The following is a 17,670-nucleotide window of genomic DNA, read 5'->3' as shown; positions in this document are numbered from 1 at the left end:
TACAGGGTTGGCTTTGATAAACCGCCTGGCACCGAAGCGCATCGTCCGATAGCTTGATATGGACGTTTTCCATAAAGGACTGAACCGTCTTCTCTGCTGCTTCTGACACTGTATCGAGATCGTTGATTAAGTGTTTGTGCCATGAAGAGGGGTTGAATCGAAAGATCAGAAGATGATCGTCAGTGATAGGAGTTTCAAAATAACTCTTCCATGTATGAGGCCAATCAGTTGCTTTATAAGAGTAAAATGCCGTCCCATTTATCTCGGAGATCGGCAGTTCATGGGCGGCCCTGGGATATATCCAGTTTTGATCTGAATCTGAATCATTAAAGCTATTATCATTAATTCGCTGTATCCACTGTCTGGCATCTTCATCTTTGAACAGGGAATCAATGCTGCGATTGTGAGGGTGTCTTCTCTGAACTTGGATGTATACATCTAGTCCCCCTACGCTACCTTCCCCCCAGATCAGATGATCGAAAAATGACCAGCCACTTTTAAATATATCCTGTGTCATACCAAGGCCATCTGGCCATAACTCATAGTTATCATCGTACAGGTCGAATCTATCAGGAAAGTGTTCAGCAAAAATACCTGTGGTTTGAGATGGATTTTTGAATCTGAGTTCTGTACCAGAGAGGTTAATCGTTCGCCAGGGGGCTTTATTAAAATCGGGAATACCAACCGGTTTCATCTTGGAAGCCGTTAATCGTTTTAACCACAACATCGGTTTAACCTCTACTCATGCCAACCAAAGCCAGAAATGAATTCAGCTGGCCACCATGGCTTTTTGCCACATGATGCTCAAACTCAGCCCTACTTTTGAAGGGGTGCATATGGGGGTTGAGACTGGCCCTGCTACTCCTGTTGCCAGCCAGGTTTCGTAACGATTTGAGTTTCCGATAGGCCTTGTACACCCCATAGGCCGAACCGGCCCCCAACGCAATACCGGGCTCAGCGCCCGCGTAAAAGGCGGCCGCAACCACCCCACCCCCTTTAAAGGCACTCATGCCCATGCCCAGAGCAGTTTCTCAGTCGCCACCGGCTTGCGCTTTCAATACCCCCAAGCGATCTTCGTATTCATCGCCCAGAGATTCAATCACACGGTAAAGCCCCGACATCCCCCACACACGGTTGTTTAATGCATTCCAGTCATGGGGGTTGTATTTGATAATATCCTTATGAAACCCAATACCAGCCTGTTTCATGGTTTGCATAACCGGGCCCAGTTTTTGCTTGGGAAGCCCTGCAAACAGCACTTCATGCTGGTCAAACTTGTGGCCTTTCAGCTGATCCAGCGCCTGGGCAAACAAGGTGGCACCGTCACCATGAATGACCCACTGAACCGTCTGCTTTTTCTTTTGGGCTTCCAGCAGGCCTTTTGCCAGACGTTGGCTGGCGATTTGGCTATTGACTCGCTTCTGGGCTGGAGTAAGCCAGCTGAGGCCTCGTCGAAGCAGTGAGGGAGGTTGATAGAAAAAATCAAAGCCTTCAGTTTCAGCGCTGCCATAAGCTTTTTCAACCATCTCAGGCAATAATTGTTTACTCGCTCGGTCGAAATTTTCTACCCGGCCATTAATAGCTGCTTTTTGGGTTTTAATGTTTTTCGAAGGTTTACTGTTCTTGGCGGCCCATTCTTTTTTGACTGGGTCCTTTTCAACCCGATAAAACCCCGGCTCTCGACTGCCTGCGAAATCCGCCAGATCAAGATCAATAATCCGAATCCCGTCATAGGGATCGTCGGGGGAGGACTGATGAATTTCGTAGGTGACCAGTACATGCCCAATGGCATCCATATGGCGCTGAGGCTTGCTGTTGCAACTGTTGCTGTTGATACCGCCGCCTTTGGCCCGAAGTTGCTTGATGCCAGCAATGACCAGTTGTCCCTTGCTGTCATGGTTGATCAGGGCTGAAAACTTGTTGGCCAGTTGGGCATTAATCAGGATTCTTCGACCGCTTCGGCCATCGGTATCCCGATCAAACAGCAGAAAACCGCCGTCGTGTTGAAAAGACTGAATGTTGTGCTTTCCCAGCGAAGAGTGAACCGACATCACGCTCATAGCTAATCCTTTAACATCTCTTTTGAATTTTTGTCTTATAGGTTGTCGGCTAGTCTACCGTATCGAGGCGAAATGAAACAATAAGGCTATAGATCTGTTGTCGTTTATAGGGGGGCACAAAAACAGACTGGTGCAGCTAAGCGATGTACTCTATACCGTTCGCACTGAGCTTGTCGAAGTGCATTACCCGCACCCTTCGACAAGCTCAGGATGAACGGAGTAGGTATGCATATTAACGCTCAGCCTCCTAGTGCAAACGGGACCTGCCTATCCAGTCTGCCGATCAGACAGTACAATAAGACGATCATCAACGTTATCACCCATTCCTGCTGTCGACTGACTCAGTGGGCTGCTCTTGTCGGAATTCCCATGGCCATTAAAAAAACCGAACTCTACTCCTCTCTCTGGCAAAGCTGCGACGAGCTGCGTGGGGGGATGGATGCTTCCCAGTACAAGGATTATGTACTGACGATGCTGTTCATGAAGTACGTCTCTGATAAAGCAGACAACGACTCTGATTTTCTGCTGGAAGTGCCTGAAGGTGGTTCATTTACCGACATGGTTGCCCTGAAAGGCGACAAAGAGATAGGCGACAAGATCAATAAGATCATCGGTGCGCTGGCCCAGGAGAACGACCTGAAAGGCGTAATTGATGTGGCCGACTTCAACGATGAAGACAAGCTGGGCAAAGGCAAGGAGATGCAAGACCGGCTGTCGAAGCTGGTGGGTATTTTTCAGGGGTTGGATCTGGGTGCAAATCAGGCCCAGGGCGATGATCTGCTGGGTGATGCCTATGAATTTCTGATGCGTCACTTTGCGACCGAATCCGGTAAAAGTAAGGGACAATTCTATACCCCTTCCGAAGTCTCCCAGATTCTGGCGAAGGTCGTCGGTATCACGAAAGACACCGCTCAGGATCAAACCGTTTACGACCCGACCTGTGGCTCCGGTTCTTTGTTGTTGAAAGCGGCTGATCAGGCATCCCGAGGTTTGACCATCTACGGACAGGAGATGGATAACGCTACCTCCGCACTGGCGCGTATGAACATGATTCTGCACGACAATGTAGAAGCGGAAATCTGGCAGGACAACACTCTGTCATCGCCCCAATGGAAAGAAGCCGATGGTAGCCTGAAGCGCTTTGACTTTTCCGTAGCTAATCCGCCGTTTTCTTTTAAAGCCTGGAACACCGGGCTGAATCCGGCAGACGATGAATTTGGTCGTTTTGAATACGGTATTCCGCCAGAGAAAAATGGTGATTATGCTTTCCTGCTGCATATTATTAAATCTCTGAAAAGCACCGGTAAAGGCGCGGTAATTCTGCCTCACGGTGTTCTGTTCCGTGGCAATGTAGAGTCCAGTATTCGCCAGAACCTGATTAAGCAGGGTTATATCAAAGGCATTATTGGTCTGCCTGCTAACCTGTTTTACGGAACCGGTATTCCTGCCTGTATTATTGTGATTGATAAAGCTCAGGCGTCGTCCCGCTCCGGTATCTTTATGGTGGATGCCAGCAAGGGCTTTATGAAAGACGGTAATAAAAACCGTCTGCGTGCTCAGGATATCCATAAAATTGTGGATATCTTTACCCGCCAGACCACTCTGCCGGGTTATGCCCGCATGGTGAACTATCGGGAAATCGAAGATAACGACTACAACCTGAACATCCCCCGTTATATCGACTCGACTGATATTGAAGACCTCCACGACCTCACCGCCCATATGCGCGGCGGTATTCCTGAAAGGGACATTGATGCTCTGGGCAGCTTCTGGAAAGTGTTCCCCAATCTTCGCAGCACCCTGTTTAAACCGTCTGACCTCAAAGGTTACAGCGATGCCTGCATAGAAGCTGCACAGGTTAAAACCACCATTCTGGCACATCAGGAATTCAAAACCTTCTCCACCAGGGCGCTCACGGTGTATGAACAGTGGGAAGCTGAGCACCTGAGCCGACTGGAAAGCCTGACCGTTGGCGACGATGCCAAGGCACTGATTCACACATTGTCTGAAGACCTGCTGACCCGTTTTACCCAAGCCGACCTGTTGGATAAATACGACATCTACCAGCTGTTGATGGAATACTGGGAAGAAACCCTGCAAGACGATGTGTATGTGATCACTCAGGACGGTTGGAAAGCCGGTAACGTACTGCGAACTCTGAAAGTCGCCAAAGGCGAGAAGCTGAAAGAAACGCCAGATTTGGTGATTAACAAGGTCAAATACAAGTCAGACCTGATTCCGCCCCACCTGATCATCGCCCGCTATTTTGCCGATGAGCAGCAAGCTGTGAACGAGTTGCAGGCAAAAAAGGATGAAGCGACTCAGGCTGTAGAAACTTATATAGAAGAGAACTCTTCATCGGGCTCCGGCGGTGGCGAAGATGGTTTGCTGGAAGAAGCGAAAAACGACAAAGAGAAAGTCACCAAGGCAACCGTCACTGCCAGACTGAAAGCCCTGAAAAACGCTTTGTCGGGTGATGGCGAAATCGCAGCTCTGAAAAAGTGCCAGAGCCTGTTTAACAAAGAAGCCGCAGCCAACAAAGCCGTTAAAGGTGCCCAGACCCAACTGGATCAAGCGGTATACGACAAATACCCGGAGTTGGATATCAATCAGATTAAGGAACTGGTGATTGAAGACAAATGGCTTGCGACCATCAAAGGCGACATTGAAGCAGAAGTGGAGCGTGTTACCCAGCAGCTGGCGAATCGGGTGAAAACGCTGGAAGAGCGTTATGCCGAACCTTTGCCGGAGCTGACGAAAACAGTGAGTGACCTGGCTGGTAAGGTGGACGAGCATCTGAAAAAGATGGGGGTGAGCTGGTGAGTCAGTTGCAGTTAGCAGTCGACAGTGGTCAGGTGCCTGAAGGGTATAAACAGACTGAGGTTGGGGTTATTCCTGAGGACTGGTCAGTTAAAACAGTAGCAGATATAGCAGAAGTAATAAGGGGAGCAAGCCCCAGACCAAAAGGTGATAAAAGATATTATGGAGGAACAATACCACGCCTGATGGTTGAGGATGTGACTCGTGATATAAAGTATGTCACTCCAATCGTTGATAGCTTAACAGAAGAGGGAGCCAAAAAGAGTCGACCCTGCTCAAAAGGAACGTTAACCGTTGTATGTTCAGGCACAGTTGGCATTCCATCAATATTGGCAGTTGATGCTTGTATCCATGATGGATTTCTAGGGCTGATTAATCTGTCTGGAAATATTAATAGAGACTACTTATACCACTTTTTTAAAACACAGCAGAGTAAGCTAAATCAATCAGCAACTCATGGTGGTGTCTTTACAAATTTGACATCAGACATTGTAAGGAATTTTGTTTTACCTGCTCCGCCATTTGAAGAACAACAACTGATTTCGCAAGTCCTATCCGACATAGACACCCTAATCACCTCACTGGAAAAACTGATCGCCAAAAAACGCGCCATCAAAACCGCCACTATGCAGCAACTGCTGACGGGGAAAAAGCGCCTGCCTGAGTTTGAACGCCATCCCAATGGTGAACCCAAAGGCTATAAGCAGACTGAGCTTGGGGTGATTCCGGAGGATTGGGAAACCCCAAGATTAAAAGAGTTTTGTACATTGATTAATGGGCGAGGCTTTAAACCTCACGAATGGGAAACGGAAGGATTACCAATAATCAGAATTCAAAACCTAAATGGTTCTGAAGAGTTTAATTATTACTCGGGACACTATGACCCGAAGATTTTTGTAAAAAATAATCAATTACTGTTTGCATGGTCAGGAAGCCGAGGCACCTCCTTTGGCCCACATGTGTGGAAAGGTGGTGACGCTCTTCTTAATTACCACACATGGAAACTGGTAGTAGATGAAACCAAAGTGAAAGAAACTTTCTTTTACTTTACTTTGAAGGTCTTGACTAAAGAGATTGAAGAGTCTGCACACGGTGCATCAGCTCTGGTTCATACGCAAAAAGGCGAGATGGAGCAATTTGCAATTCCATTACCCCCTTCAGCAAAGGAGCAAGAAGCCATTGCTGAAGTATTGTCAAATATTGAAACAGACCTGAACTCACTTCAGACACGTCTAACCAAAACCCACCAACTCAAACAAGGCATGATGCAAGAACTGCTAACAGGGAGAACCCGGCTGATATAAGAGCTACTGAATTCGTCATACACTGTGTGACGAATTCAGTGGGTCAGTCAAACGCAGAAGGCAAAGTTTGATGTTTACGAATGCCGGTCAATACCTCCTCCCCTAAGCTTCCGGCAGCCAGTCTTCTTTGATGACTTGCTCGTAAGTCCAGGGGCATTTTGCCGGAAAACTGCTGTCATCGAGCCTTTGGTGCTTCTTGACGTAGCGGTTCATTTCTTTGATGGCCATTTTTTTGCCCTGTGGGTAGGCATCGGATAATGCTTCATCGGTCAGACGTTTCAAGGATGGGTTTTTGCGGATCAGTGTCAGTATATCGGTTCTCGCCCGATCCATACTTCCGAACCAGTCCCGGCAGTTATAAGGCTCTGTCAATAACGGATTAATGACCAGAGTCTGGTACTGGTATTTCAGCAGATGCAGCAACAGTATCGTCAAGTGTGACTCAAGGGTACTGGATATATCGCCTATTTGTAGCGTCATCGCCTCAAGCAGATTGGGTACGTCCAGATCACCGAACTGTTTGTTTTTCAAAAGTTCCCGCTGTTGGCTGATCCAGCCATGGTAATCGGTTGTGTATTGGTTTTCCATCATGAGCTCTGCGCCAGTCAATCCATAATTACCCACTGTAGACCAGAAACCACAACGAACACGAAATGAACGACTGGGAGCCTGTCGGACTTCGGCTTTCGAGCATGAAATTCAGTACATGTGCTGAGTTGAGCAGAACATGAAACTGATCATTGCCAGAATCTCAGTTCTGGCGGATATTCTGTCGTATCAGCAACTCAAGCTGGCTGGATTTTTCTTCCTGTTTATCAAAACGCTCTCGTATTTCCTGTTTAAACGCCATATGCTCCTGCCTGAATTCAAAGAGCTCCTTGCGGGTGTCTCTGTGTTCATTGAGAATCAGGGCAACAGTATCCATGACGCCTTTCAGCACCCGGTTATTTTCACGAAAAGCCTGTTCAAGCTCATCTTGCCGAGATTCCATCATTTCTACTCTGGCTTCAAGAGACACACCACTTCTCCACTCATTATTCAAAAGAGTCGTTTTTATACTGCGAGATTAGCGATTAGCAGCATAGCAAAACTTTTTACAGTCTGTGCTCCAACTTTGGGGGAGAGTCGCTCTGTTGGTTGGCTTGTGGCAAGATAGCCGTCGACAGTCTTGTGAATGATTGAAGGTTCAGAAAAGGGGATGTGGTATGAGTACCGTCGGCCAAAAGGAACGGGCAACCCTGGATCGAGTTGTCCGGTTATTTCAGGATCATCTGAATTATGATTATCTGGGCAGCTGGGAGTCCCGGGAGAATAATCGCAATATAGAGGAAGGTTTGCTGACGACCTTTCTCTCCAGACAGGGCTATAACGACGTACTGATTAATAAAGCCTTGTGGGTGTTGAACAAAGAGGCCGCACTGGGTGAAGGTAAAAACCTCTACGATGCCAATAAAGCTGTTTACCGGCTGCTGCGATACGGCGTAAAGGTCAAAGAAGGCACGGGTGAACAGAACCAGACTGTCTGGCTGATCGATTGGACAACGCCTGAAAATAATCGTTTCGCCATTGCTGAAGAAGTGTCTATCAAAGGCGTCAACAATAAACGACCCGATATTGTTATCTATGTGAATGGTATTGCTCTGGGTGTGCTGGAGCTGAAACGCTCAAAAGTATCCATTGGTGAAGGCATTCGTCAGAATCTGGACAACCAGAAAAAAGACTTTATCCGTAATTTTTATGCCACCCAGCAGCTGGTTATGGCGGGTAATGATACGGAAGGTTTGCGCTACGGAACTATTGAAACACAGGAAAAGTATTATCTGAGCTGGAAAGAGCAGAATCCGTCCTGGACGCCAAAGCTTGCGGATGAAGATAAGTTTTTGTCTGGTGATGGTTGTAACCGTTCTGATAATCCTCTCGACTGCGCCTTGCTCCGACTGTGTGATAAGAAGCGTTTTCTGGAACTGATCCACGATTTTATTGTGTTTGATGCTGGCGTCAAAAAGACCTGTCGGCAGAACCAGTATTTTGGTGTTCAGGCGGCAAAAAAGCGCATTGCCCACCGAGACGGCGGCATCATCTGGCACACTCAGGGTTCCGGAAAAAGTCTGACCATGGTTTGGCTGGCCAAGTGGATCAAGGAAAATATTAACGACTCCCGTGTGATCATTATTACCGATCGAACCGAACTGGACGAGCAAATCCAAAAGGTCTTTAACGGTGTCGATGAAGATATTTTCAGAGCACCCAGTGGCGAGACATTAATCAGCACCTTGAACGATCACGATAAGTGGCTGATCTGCTCGCTGGTTCACAAGTTTGGTCGTCGTTCTGAAAAAGAAGATGACAAGGCTACCGAAGAGTTTATCGAGGCTATGAAAAAGAGCCTGCCTCATGGTTTCAAAGCCAAAGGCGAGCTGTTTGTCTTTGTGGATGAGTGTCACCGAACCCAGTCCGGTAAATTGCACGAGGCTATGAAGCTGATTCTGCCCAGCGCCCTGTTTATTGGTTTTACGGGTACGCCACTGCTGAAGAAAGATAAGAAGAAAAGCATCGAAGTGTTTGGCACTTACATTCACACCTACAAATTTAATGAAGCGGTGAATGATGAAGTAGTACTGGATCTTCGTTATGAAGCCCGTGATATCGATCAGAGTATTACCAACCAGAAAAAAATTGATGAGTGGTTTGAAGCCAAAACCAAAGGGCTTTCTGCCTTGGCGAAAAGCCAGTTAAAGCAGAAATGGGGCACCATGCAGAAGGTGCTGTCCAGCCAGGATCGTTTGCGAAAAATTGTCGCTGATATTCTACTGGATATGGAAACCAAGCCCAGACTGATGGATGGTCATGGCAATGCCATGCTGGTCTGTTCAAGCATTTATCAGGCCTGTAAATGCTATGAAATGTTCAACCAGACTGACCTGAAGGGCAAGTGCGCCATTATCACCAGCTATAAACCGGCTACCAGCGATATCACGGGGGAAGAGAGCGGTGAAGGTTTGACGGAAAAGCTCAAGCAGTATGAAATCTATCGCAAAATGCTGGCTGACTACTTTGACCTGCCTGAAGATAGAGCGATGGGTATGACCGAGAAGTTTGAAATTCAGGTCAAGGAACGCTTTATCAAAGAACCGGGACAAATGCGCCTGTTGATTGTGGTGGACAAACTGCTGACCGGTTTTGATGCGCCCTCAGCTACCTACCTCTATATCGATAAGAAGATGCAGGATCACGGCCTGTTTCAGGCCATCTGTCGTGTGAATCGCCTGGACGGTAATGATAAGGAGTATGGCTATATCGTCGATTACAAGGATCTGTTCAAGCGTCTGGAAGGTGCCATTAATGATTACACCGGAGGGGCTTTGGATGGCTATGACGAGAAGGATGTTGAAGGACTGTTGAGTGATCGGCTGGAAAAGGGGCGGGAGCAGCTGGAAGCTGCTCTGGAGACGGTAAAAGCGATTTGCGAACCGGTCAAAGAGCCAAGAGCGACTAAAGATTACCTTCATTATTTTTGTGCGGAAGACACCAGCGATAAAGACGCTCTACAGGAAAATGAACCTAAACGTGTCGCCTTGTACAAGGCGGTTGGCTCTCTTCTCAGAGCCTATTCCAACCTTGCTAATGAAATGCCTGAAGCGGGCTTTACGCCTGAGCAGATTGCTCAAGTCAAGAAAGATGTGACTCACTTTGATGATGTCTGCAAGGAGGTCAAACTGGCCAGTGCCGATTATCTCGATATGAAGCTCTATGAACCTGCCATGCGTCACCTGTTCGATAACTACATCCGTGCCGATGACAGTGAAACCCTTGCCGATTTCGAAGAGCTGGGGCTGATTGACCTGATTGTTGAGAATGATTTGAGCGAGCTGCAAAAGCTACCCGGGAATATTCGCAAGGATAAGGACTCTATGGCGGAAACCATAGAGAATAATATGCGTAAGGTCATTATCGATGCCCAGGCTAACAATCCCAGGTACTACGATAAAATGTCAGAACTTCTGGATGCCCTGATCAAGCAGCGCAAGAAAGAAGCGGTTGACTATGAGCAATATCTGCAAAGAGTTAAAGAGCTGGCAGGTAAAGTGGTTAAGCCAGAGGGAACGGGGGGGCGTTATCCGTCTTCGTTAAAAACAGCTGCTCGGCGCGCGCTCTATGACAACTTGAATCAGAATGAAGCATTGGCTTTAAAAGTTGATCAAGCCGTAATGAACTCTAAAAATGAAGGGTGGAGAGACCAGCGGTTCAAACTGAAAAAAGTCCGCAATGCCATTCAAAAGGCTTTGGGTGAACACGGTGGCCCGTTGGATGCTATTGTTGAACTTGTTAAGAGTCAGGGTGACTATTGATACACAGTTATTGATACACAGTTATTGATACGTATGGACGAAGCCGCATCAACAAGAGGCCATTGCTGATTGAACGCCCCAGAGAGCTCAAAAGACAACCTTATGATGGTTCGGGATATTCCTGTGGAGGTTGTTCGCAAGACTATTAAAAATCTGCATTTGGCAGTTTATCCGCCAGATGGCCGGGTACGAATCGCTGTTCCTGAACATGTTTCGGACGAAAGTGTCCGGCTGGCCGTTATTTCCCGTTTGGCCTGGATCAGGAAGCAGCAAGCGGCTTTTGACGCTCAGCCAAGGCAGTCACCCAGGGAAATGGTGGCAGGCGAAAGTCATTATTTTTTGGGGAGGCGCTACCGTCTTGAGATCATTGAGCAGTATGGACAGCATTCATTAATATTGAAAAATAATCACTGGATGCAATTATCCGTCTCTCCGGGAACCCGTCAAGCTAACCGTGAAAAGGTGTTAACACAGTGGTATCGGGAGCAATTAAAACAGAAAATTCCGCCACTGCTTGAGAAATGGCAAACGGTTATAGGGGTTGAGGTCGCTGAGTGGCATGTTCGGAAAATGAAAACTCGATGGGGTTCCTGCCATGCATCAGCAAGCAGGATTCTTATTAATCTGGAGCTGGTGAAAAAGCCGGTTGAGTGCCTGGAATATATTCTGGTGCATGAGCTGGTTCATCTACTGGAACGCCACCATAACGACCGGTTTAAAGCGTATATGGATCGTTTTTTGCCTCAATGGCGGCTCAGTCGAGATCTGTTAAATGGTGAGCCTCTGGGTGGTGCAGGCTGGAAGTATTGAATCAATCAGGCACCTGTAGTGTCTAATACGACTTTGCAACATAGAACTCACTGATGGGAATCCTATGAATAAAGCCCTGATTAAAATCATAATCTTGATTCTGGTTCTGGCCGGAACGGCGATTCTTTATTTGAAATTCAAACCCGTAGAAAAACCAGTCAGCCCCCTCCCGGCGTTGACCCAGCTGCTGGAAAGAGCCCAGCATCAGGCTCAAGAGCTCGCCATGCCCAAGGCCGAGCCGATTAATCTGGCCGACTGGCAGGTACTGATGCAGCAGGTAGCGGATCATAATGGGCTGCAAATTGGCGTTCGGGAAGGTAATGCCCAGCAGGCTGAAATCTATATCAAGAAAGGGTCAGTAGAATCGTTTGTTAATGGTTTTTCTGATATGTATGCCAGAGGGCTCAGAGTTCAGAGCATTAGACTGTTGGAAGCCGGAGAGCCAGGGCAGGTGAAGGCTGAAACGGTGAAGTTGCTGGTCAGTCCGTAGTTTTTTCGTCTGGTGGTTCTCTCGTCTGGTAGCTCTCACATGACGGTCCTGAAAATCATCGTTATTCAGGTGATTGAAGAGAAAGCTAATGCTTAAAGCTGCCTTTGCTCCGCTTCAAGCTCTTTTCGAGCATACTTGGCCCGATACTCTCCGGGTGTCAGGCCGGTATGTTTTCTGAATACTCGCCCTAGATAATCCCCGCCTTTAAAACCAGTCCGTGTCGCTATTTCATCAAGGTTTAGCTGGTATCGGCTCAGTAGCAGTTTGGCTCTGTCGATGCGAACAAAAGTCAGGTAGTCATTGAATCCCATACGGCCTTCCTGGCGAAACAATCGGGAAAGGTGGTTGGGAGTGATGGCAAACTCTTCCGCGACTTTGTCTCGAGTAATTTCAGAGCCAAAATTTTTCTGGAGATACAAGCATATGGCTTCCCAGCGACTCTGAGTTCGATTCACGAGATGGCTGGTTTCTTTGGGAATAAGATGAGAAGTGTGTTGTATCAGAGCTTCGGCGAGGTAATTAACTGCGGGGTTATCGTTCGGACTGGAGGCGATGGCTTCAATGGCTTTCTGGATCAGTATTCCTTCATCAGCCAGCGGTTCGGGTATTGAGGTTCTGGCCAGTGATGAAACCTGATCGGTAGAGCTGCATTGATTCAGGCTCAAACCAATTTGCCGATGGGCAAACATAAACGTCAGTGTCTGACTTTGTTGCCGCCAGGTGGGAAGGTCCCAGCAATGAGCAGGAATATAAATCACGTCCCCGGGACTGGCCTCTATAGAACGCAGAGAGCCATGATCGCTGATTTGCACATCATAAGTGCCCGACAATACCAGTGACAGTCTTGGGAAGTTGACCTGGCAGGCATTCACCGGAGGCGCATCATTATTGGCCGCAAACCAGACACGCGAGATCCTGCGACTATTTAAAAACGCATTGATCTGTTGCTGGATTTGCAGGGCGTCGCTCATTCATATTTTCCATAAGAAGATGCGAGGTAATAATGATAATTTTTGATCAGTCAGATTTTGACCGGGGTCAAGTTTTTATCACCTTGATACAAAAGTGAGCATAATCATTCAAATCTCGGGTACTGCCGTGAAAAGCGATTGAATATAGTGTCAGCACTTCCTTATTCCAAACTTTCACACAGATTGCCAATGACAGCTCACGACCCTCAAGCGCTGGAAGAGACGTCTGGAGACAGCCCTTCTAAAGTCAAAAAGATTCATACCATTGCTCATACCCATTGGGATTATGAGTGGTATTTCACCCAGAATGAGTCTCAAATCCAGCTCGACTACCACATGGATGAGTTGTTATATGCACTGGATTCCAATCTGTTACAGAGCTATTTGCTGGATGGCCAGACCAGCCTGATTGAAGATCATCTCAGTAACTGCCCACAAAACCGCGAGGCCATTGAAAGACAGGTTGCGGATAAGCGTTTACTGATTGGCCCCTGGTATACCCAGTCAGACCTGATGATTGTGGCCGGTGAATCCATTGTTAAAAATCTGCAAACCGGATATCACTATGCCGAAGCCATGGGGCACTCCATGGACATTGCGTATGTTCCGGATTCCTTTGGCCAGAGTCAGGATATGCCCAAAATTTTCAATGGTTTTGGTCTGACTCGCTTTGTTTTCTGGCGCGGGTTGTCCAGCAGCAAGAGTGCCTATCGCGAATTTCTATGGCAGAGCGAAGATGGTTCTCAGCTGACCTGTTACAACATTCGTGAAGGTTACTACCCGGGCGGAGCATTGATTTGGGGGAATGAAAACGATATTCGGGCTACTGCTGATACCAACAGTCAGGCGTCACACTTCGATTTTGGTGTATTCCCGGTAGGGGGTGACCAGCGCTACGTAGACTTTGATTTTAAGGAAAAAATTGCTAAGGCCAACCGCGAAGTTGAAGAATATGAGTTTGTAGAAAGCGACTATCGTCAAGTATTTGAAGATATTGATACCAGCAAGCTGAACACCATTCAGGGAGAAATGCTGGATTCGGAAAACTCCAAGATTCACCGCTCGATCTATTCCTCACGCTACGATCACAAGTATATGAATGACAGGGTAGAGCGGAAGCTCATCAATACCCTGGAGCCTCTGATGGCGATGGGTTCAGCTTTGGGACTGGAGCACAAGCGCGGCACGGTTGATAACATCTGGAAAGGTGTTCTGAAAAACCATGCCCATGACAGTGCCTGCGGCTGTAATACCGACAAAACCAATTATCAGATTCTGAACCGCTTTATTAATGCCGATGAACGCATTGATGCCCACATTGATTATCTGATTCGCAAGATTTCTGAAGCAACACCTGAAGACAGTACACTGACTCTCTTCAATACACTGGCTTACCGATCTGACAAGAAGATCACAGCCACCATCAGTACCAAAAAGCCCTGCTTTGACATCACGCTGAATGGCCAGAGTATTCCTTTTGAAGTAGAAGATGTCCGCAAAGTCTACAACGGTTCTATCAAGCGGGATGAAAGCGAAAACGATCCGGAGTTGTATTATCACGAGATTGATATTGCTTTCAGGCACTCAATGAAACCGCTCTCCTACTGCAACCTGAGAGTAGAAGAAGGTGTTCAGGAGCTCTCCGTAACCCGTCAGGAACTGACTCTGGCAGCTATAGAAGATAATGACTATAAACTGGCGGTCATTAATGGTCAGCTGAATCTGAAAGAAAAGAGTACGGGAAGACTGCTCAAGAATTTCATCACTCTGGTGGACCAGGCGGATGATGGTGATACCTATGATTACTCACCACTGGCTGGGGATGAGCCTCTGGTTTTCGACTTTACCGGTGCAGAGTTTTCTGCTGAAGCGGACACGCTGACGCAGACCCTGAAAATCAGGGGCTGCGTTGAACTGCCAGAAGGTATTGAAGGTCAGGAGCGCAGTGAAACCTTCACAAAATTGCCTTACACATTGCAGATTTCACTGGAGAACAAGGGTCAGGTGCAATGTCGTCTGCTGGTGGACAATACCTGCAAAGATCACCGGTTGAGAGTTCGGATTGATACAGGTATCGCCTCTACTTCCTCATTTTCAGACACACCTTTTGGCTGCATAGAACGTCCAGTTCGTCAGACTGAAATGGATAATTGGCAGGAGCTGGGCTGGAACGAAGAGCCTACCGGTATTTATCCGATGCTGAATATCGTCAACCTGCATGATGACCAGAGCTCTGTCACCGCTTTTACCCGTGGCATCAAAGAGTACGAAATCACCGGTGATCAGGGGCAATTCATTGAGCTGACGGCTTTCCGAAGCGTTGGCTGGCTGGGCAAACCAGGCCTTCAGCGCCGCCCTGGTAAAGCATCAGGCAATGAATTCCGCTATATCCCGGCACCAGACAGTCAGCTGCTGCAAACCCTGGAATGTGAATTTGCTATCAGTCTGGATTCTGAATTCCGTTTCGCGGAGTTACGCAGACGCCAGCAGGACTGGACGACACCTGTTCTTCATTACCAAAAGCAGGAACTGAACCGCTTTACCGGTCCGCTGAAATATTTTGTTTCCAACCGCATGCGTCGAGATCTGGACAGTCAATTCCAGTTGTTCCGCAAAATAGAGCTCAGTGACCATCTGGTCAGTTCTCTCTTCAAGCTGGCCGATGATGGTCGCAGCTATGTGCTCCGCCTGCTGAATGTCAGTAATGAGCAGCAGGTGAAGGCAAACATTGAATTCAACACAGCACCGAAACAGTTAACCGAGACCGACCTTGCAGAGCGAACTCAGCTTGGCTTTTTCGACAATACGATCGACCTGGACACGATGAAGCCAGGCGAAATTAAAACATTCCTGATTGAACTTTTCTGATTAAGAGCTTGGAGAGTGACTTATGAGTAAGAAAGTCCTTGCCATTACGGGGTGTGCAGCAGGCATCGCACATACTTTCATGGCGGCAGAAAGCCTTGAGAATGCTGCCAAAGCCATGGGGTACGACGTTAAAGTTGAAACCCATGGCACCATTGGCGTTGAAAATGAATTCACCTCAAAAGAAATTCAGGAAGCCGACGTCATCATTATTGCGGCAGACATTGATGTCAGCCTTGACCGTTTTATCGACAAGAAGGTCATGAAGACCTACGTTAAAGCCGCAATTGAGAACCCTGAAGGTCTGATCAAGCAGGCTTTTGAAACCGCTCAAAAGCACTCAGTGAAGGGCGAAACAGTCGGTAACGTTTCTCTGGGTAAAACCAATAACAGTGCAGTAAAACATCTGATGAGTGGCATTAGCTACATGATTCCGATGTGTATCTCGGCAGGCCTGTTGTTGGCGATTGCCAATATTTTTGCCTTTTCTGCGGATGATGCAGGCAACCTGGTGAACTGGGGGTTTGATGTAGAAACAGCCAGTGGCCTGTTCTTCAGCAAACTGTTTGCCCTGGGACAGATTGGTTTCAAGCTGATGATTCCTCTGTTTGCAGGTTTTACCGCTTACTCCATTGCTGACCGTCCGGCGATTGCGCCTGCCATGATCGGTGCTTACATCATTAATGATCCTGCATTCCTGGGTACAGAAGCCGGTGCAGGTTTCCTGGGAGCCATCATTGTGGCTTTCCTGGCGGGTTACATCGTTAAATACCTGAAACAGATTCCATGGCCAAAGATCATCATGCCGATCGTTCCGATTATGGTGATCCCTTTACTGGCGACATTTGCCGTTTTTGTCATTGTTTTCTACGGCATTGGTCATCCAATAGCTTCTGTGATGACGGCTCTGTATGAAGGTTTGAATTCTCTGTCTAACGCATACGCGGCTGCTCCCATTCTGATTGGTGCCCTGATTGGTGCGATGATTGGCTTTGACCTGGGTGGGCCGGTTAACAAGATTGCTCTGATTTTTGGTACTGCAGTATTCACTGACACCGTTGCCAAATACGGTATCCAGGGCGCTAATTTTGTACCGGGTACGGCTGCTCAAGCGGCTATCTCTGTGGCGCCTCTGGGTGCCTGGCTGGCCACCAAACTGTTCAAGAATTCCTTTAGTTCTGATCAGACTGTCATGGGCAATAACGCCATGGCGATGGGTATGGTGGGTATCACTGAAGGAGCCATTCCTTTCGCGGCCAGTAAGCCTCTGGTATTCATTCCTGCCAATGTGATTGGCTCTGCAGTAGCCGGTGCACTGGTCACTGCTTTTGGTGCCAAGTTTTACGGTGGTTTAGGCTCTCCACTGGGTACATTCGTGGGTTATATCGAGCAGCCTATGCCGTTCCTGCCCTGGATCTTCTCTATCTGTGTCGGGGTCAGTGTGACCGCATGCATGATTGGTTTTGGTCTGAAGCAGGCACAAAAAAAAGCCCTTAAAGAAGCCGAGAAAGAAGAGACAGGAGAAGTAGCTCATGCTTAAGCAGGAAAATGTCATTCTGGATGTTAATGCATCCTCTAAAGAAGCTTTGTTTGAATCAATCAGTAAAGTGGCTCTGGAAACTGGTGTCGTAGCTGATGCTGGTGCCTTTGTTGAAGGGTTAAAAGCTCGTGAAGCTGTGAGCTCCACAGGCTTTATGGATGGCTTTGCTATCCCTCATTGCAAAAGTGCTACCGTGAAAGATCCTGCTGTATTCTTCATTCGCTTGCAGGAGGGAATTGAGTGGGGGCTGACTGATAATACCTCGGCACAATACATGTTCTGTCTGGCCATCTCTGATTCTGACGACGGCTCTCAGCTAAAAGTATTGAGTAAACTATCGCGTAAGCTGGTTCATGCTGACTTCCGCAGCCAGCTGAAGACAGCTGATTCTTCGGCTGATATTGTTGAGATTGTAAATCAGGCTATTTGCTGAGTAAGCCCTGAACAAATACGAGGGACGG

General features: G+C 47.6%; 14 protein-coding genes. 8 read left to right on the top strand and 6 right to left on the bottom strand.

Going from position 1 to position 17,670, the window contains the following annotated elements:
- The 3 genes from GZ78_RS29455 to GZ78_RS12280 form a co-directional block, all read right to left on the bottom strand.
- A partial coding sequence (locus GZ78_RS29455; protein WP_034835844.1) for a hypothetical protein occupies positions 1 to 727 on the bottom strand: 727 nt, incomplete at its 3' end.
- Between the two features lie 4 nt (positions 728 to 731).
- A complete protein-coding gene (locus GZ78_RS12285) occupies positions 732 to 1,010 on the bottom strand; it encodes a hypothetical protein (protein WP_152558682.1) in 279 nt (92 codons plus the stop codon).
- A 21-nt stretch (positions 1,011 to 1,031) separates the two neighbouring features.
- Positions 1,032 to 2,060 carry a hypothetical protein gene (locus GZ78_RS12280; protein ID WP_034835839.1) on the bottom strand — a complete coding sequence of 343 codons (1,029 nt, stop codon included), beginning with the start codon at positions 2,058 to 2,060 and terminating at the stop codon, positions 1,032 to 1,034.
- A 369-nt stretch (positions 2,061 to 2,429) separates the two neighbouring features.
- Here GZ78_RS12280 and GZ78_RS12275 point away from each other — a divergent pair, with 369 nt between their 5' ends.
- Together GZ78_RS12275 and GZ78_RS12270 are read left to right on the top strand one after the other, a co-directional pair.
- Positions 2,430 to 4,883: a type I restriction-modification system subunit M gene (locus GZ78_RS12275; protein ID WP_034836625.1), complete on the top strand. Its 2,454-nt coding sequence runs from the start codon at positions 2,430 to 2,432 to the stop codon at positions 4,881 to 4,883.
- A complete protein-coding gene (locus GZ78_RS12270; RefSeq protein ID WP_051786100.1) occupies positions 4,880 to 6,184 on the top strand; it encodes a restriction endonuclease subunit S in 1,305 nt (434 codons plus the stop codon). Before GZ78_RS12275 ends, GZ78_RS12270 begins: the two co-directional genes overlap by 4 nt.
- A 102-nt stretch (positions 6,185 to 6,286) precedes the next feature.
- On the opposite strand, the gene GZ78_RS12265 is transcribed toward GZ78_RS12270, so the two are convergent.
- Positions 6,287 to 6,775: a DUF29 domain-containing protein gene (locus tag GZ78_RS12265; protein ID WP_152558681.1), complete on the bottom strand. Its 489-nt coding sequence runs from the start codon at positions 6,773 to 6,775 to the stop codon at positions 6,287 to 6,289.
- A gap of 160 nt (positions 6,776 to 6,935) precedes the next feature.
- Positions 6,936 to 7,202 (bottom strand): hypothetical protein, encoded by a 267-nt coding sequence (locus GZ78_RS12260; RefSeq protein ID WP_034835834.1) that lies wholly within the window; start codon positions 7,200 to 7,202, stop codon positions 6,936 to 6,938.
- A gap of 187 nt (positions 7,203 to 7,389) precedes the next feature.
- On the opposite strand from GZ78_RS12260, the gene GZ78_RS12255 reads away from it, so the two are divergent.
- From GZ78_RS12255 to GZ78_RS12245, 3 genes are all read left to right on the top strand, one after another.
- Positions 7,390 to 10,533, top strand: a complete 3,144-nt coding sequence (locus GZ78_RS12255) for a type I restriction endonuclease subunit R (RefSeq protein WP_034835831.1) — start codon at positions 7,390 to 7,392, stop codon at positions 10,531 to 10,533.
- Between the two features lie 102 nt (positions 10,534 to 10,635).
- Entirely contained in the window at positions 10,636 to 11,343 is a 708-nt protein-coding gene (locus tag GZ78_RS12250) for a M48 family metallopeptidase (protein WP_034835828.1), read from the top strand.
- A gap of 64 nt (positions 11,344 to 11,407) precedes the next feature.
- The gene (locus GZ78_RS12245; RefSeq protein ID WP_034835826.1) at positions 11,408 to 11,833 is read left to right on the top strand and encodes a hypothetical protein; all 426 of its coding nucleotides are present in this window, start codon (positions 11,408 to 11,410) and stop codon (positions 11,831 to 11,833) included.
- A gap of 92 nt (positions 11,834 to 11,925) precedes the next feature.
- Here GZ78_RS12245 and GZ78_RS12240 read toward each other — a convergent pair whose 3' ends face one another.
- Positions 11,926 to 12,804: a helix-turn-helix transcriptional regulator gene (locus GZ78_RS12240; protein WP_051786099.1), complete on the bottom strand. Its 879-nt coding sequence runs from the start codon at positions 12,802 to 12,804 to the stop codon at positions 11,926 to 11,928.
- A gap of 189 nt (positions 12,805 to 12,993) precedes the next feature.
- On the opposite strand from GZ78_RS12240, the gene GZ78_RS12235 reads away from it, so the two are divergent.
- The 3 genes from GZ78_RS12235 to GZ78_RS12225 are packed head-to-tail and all read left to right on the top strand — an operon-like array spanning position 12,994 to position 17,642.
- Positions 12,994 to 15,672 (top strand): glycoside hydrolase family 38 N-terminal domain-containing protein, encoded by a 2,679-nt coding sequence (locus GZ78_RS12235; RefSeq protein ID WP_051786098.1) that lies wholly within the window; start codon positions 12,994 to 12,996, stop codon positions 15,670 to 15,672.
- Between the two features lie 22 nt (positions 15,673 to 15,694).
- Positions 15,695 to 17,209, top strand: a complete 1,515-nt coding sequence (locus tag GZ78_RS12230) for a PTS fructose transporter subunit IIC (RefSeq protein WP_034835823.1) — start codon at positions 15,695 to 15,697, stop codon at positions 17,207 to 17,209.
- On the top strand, positions 17,202 to 17,642 hold the full coding sequence (locus tag GZ78_RS12225) for a PTS sugar transporter subunit IIA (protein ID WP_034835821.1): 441 nt from the start codon (positions 17,202 to 17,204) through the stop codon (positions 17,640 to 17,642). Before GZ78_RS12230 ends, GZ78_RS12225 begins: the two co-directional genes overlap by 8 nt.
- Positions 17,643 to 17,670 lie beyond the last annotated feature (28 nt).

It is taken from the genome of Endozoicomonas numazuensis, from assembly GCF_000722635.1.
GTDB classification, from domain to species: Bacteria; Pseudomonadota; Gammaproteobacteria; order Pseudomonadales; family Endozoicomonadaceae; genus Endozoicomonas_A; species Endozoicomonas_A numazuensis.
This window is presented reverse-complemented; position numbering and strand designations above follow the sequence as displayed.

Excerpts from the sequence above, each read along its gene's own strand:
- GZ78_RS12245 (WP_034835826.1), top strand. The coding sequence starts at position 11,408 with ATGAATAAAGCCCTGATTAAAATCATAATCTTGATTCTGGTTCTGGCC.
- GZ78_RS12235 (WP_051786098.1), top strand. The coding sequence starts at position 12,994 with ATGACAGCTCACGACCCTCAAGCGCTGGAAGAGACGTCTGGAGACAGC.
- GZ78_RS12280 (WP_034835839.1), bottom strand. The coding sequence starts at position 2,060 with ATGAGCGTGATGTCGGTTCACTCTTCGCTGGGAAAGCACAACATTCAG.
- GZ78_RS12285 (WP_152558682.1), bottom strand. The coding sequence starts at position 1,010 with ATGAGTGCCTTTAAAGGGGGTGGGGTGGTTGCGGCCGCCTTTTACGCG.
- GZ78_RS12275 (WP_034836625.1), top strand. The coding sequence starts at position 2,430 with ATGGCCATTAAAAAAACCGAACTCTACTCCTCTCTCTGGCAAAGCTGC.
- GZ78_RS12225 (WP_034835821.1), top strand. The coding sequence starts at position 17,202 with ATGCTTAAGCAGGAAAATGTCATTCTGGATGTTAATGCATCCTCTAAA.
- GZ78_RS12255 (WP_034835831.1), top strand. The coding sequence starts at position 7,390 with ATGAGTACCGTCGGCCAAAAGGAACGGGCAACCCTGGATCGAGTTGTC.
- GZ78_RS12230 (WP_034835823.1), top strand. The coding sequence starts at position 15,695 with ATGAGTAAGAAAGTCCTTGCCATTACGGGGTGTGCAGCAGGCATCGCA.
- GZ78_RS12265 (WP_152558681.1), bottom strand. The coding sequence starts at position 6,775 with ATGATGGAAAACCAATACACAACCGATTACCATGGCTGGATCAGCCAA.
- GZ78_RS12250 (WP_034835828.1), top strand. The coding sequence starts at position 10,636 with ATGATGGTTCGGGATATTCCTGTGGAGGTTGTTCGCAAGACTATTAAA.
- GZ78_RS12240 (WP_051786099.1), bottom strand. The coding sequence starts at position 12,804 with ATGAGCGACGCCCTGCAAATCCAGCAACAGATCAATGCGTTTTTAAAT.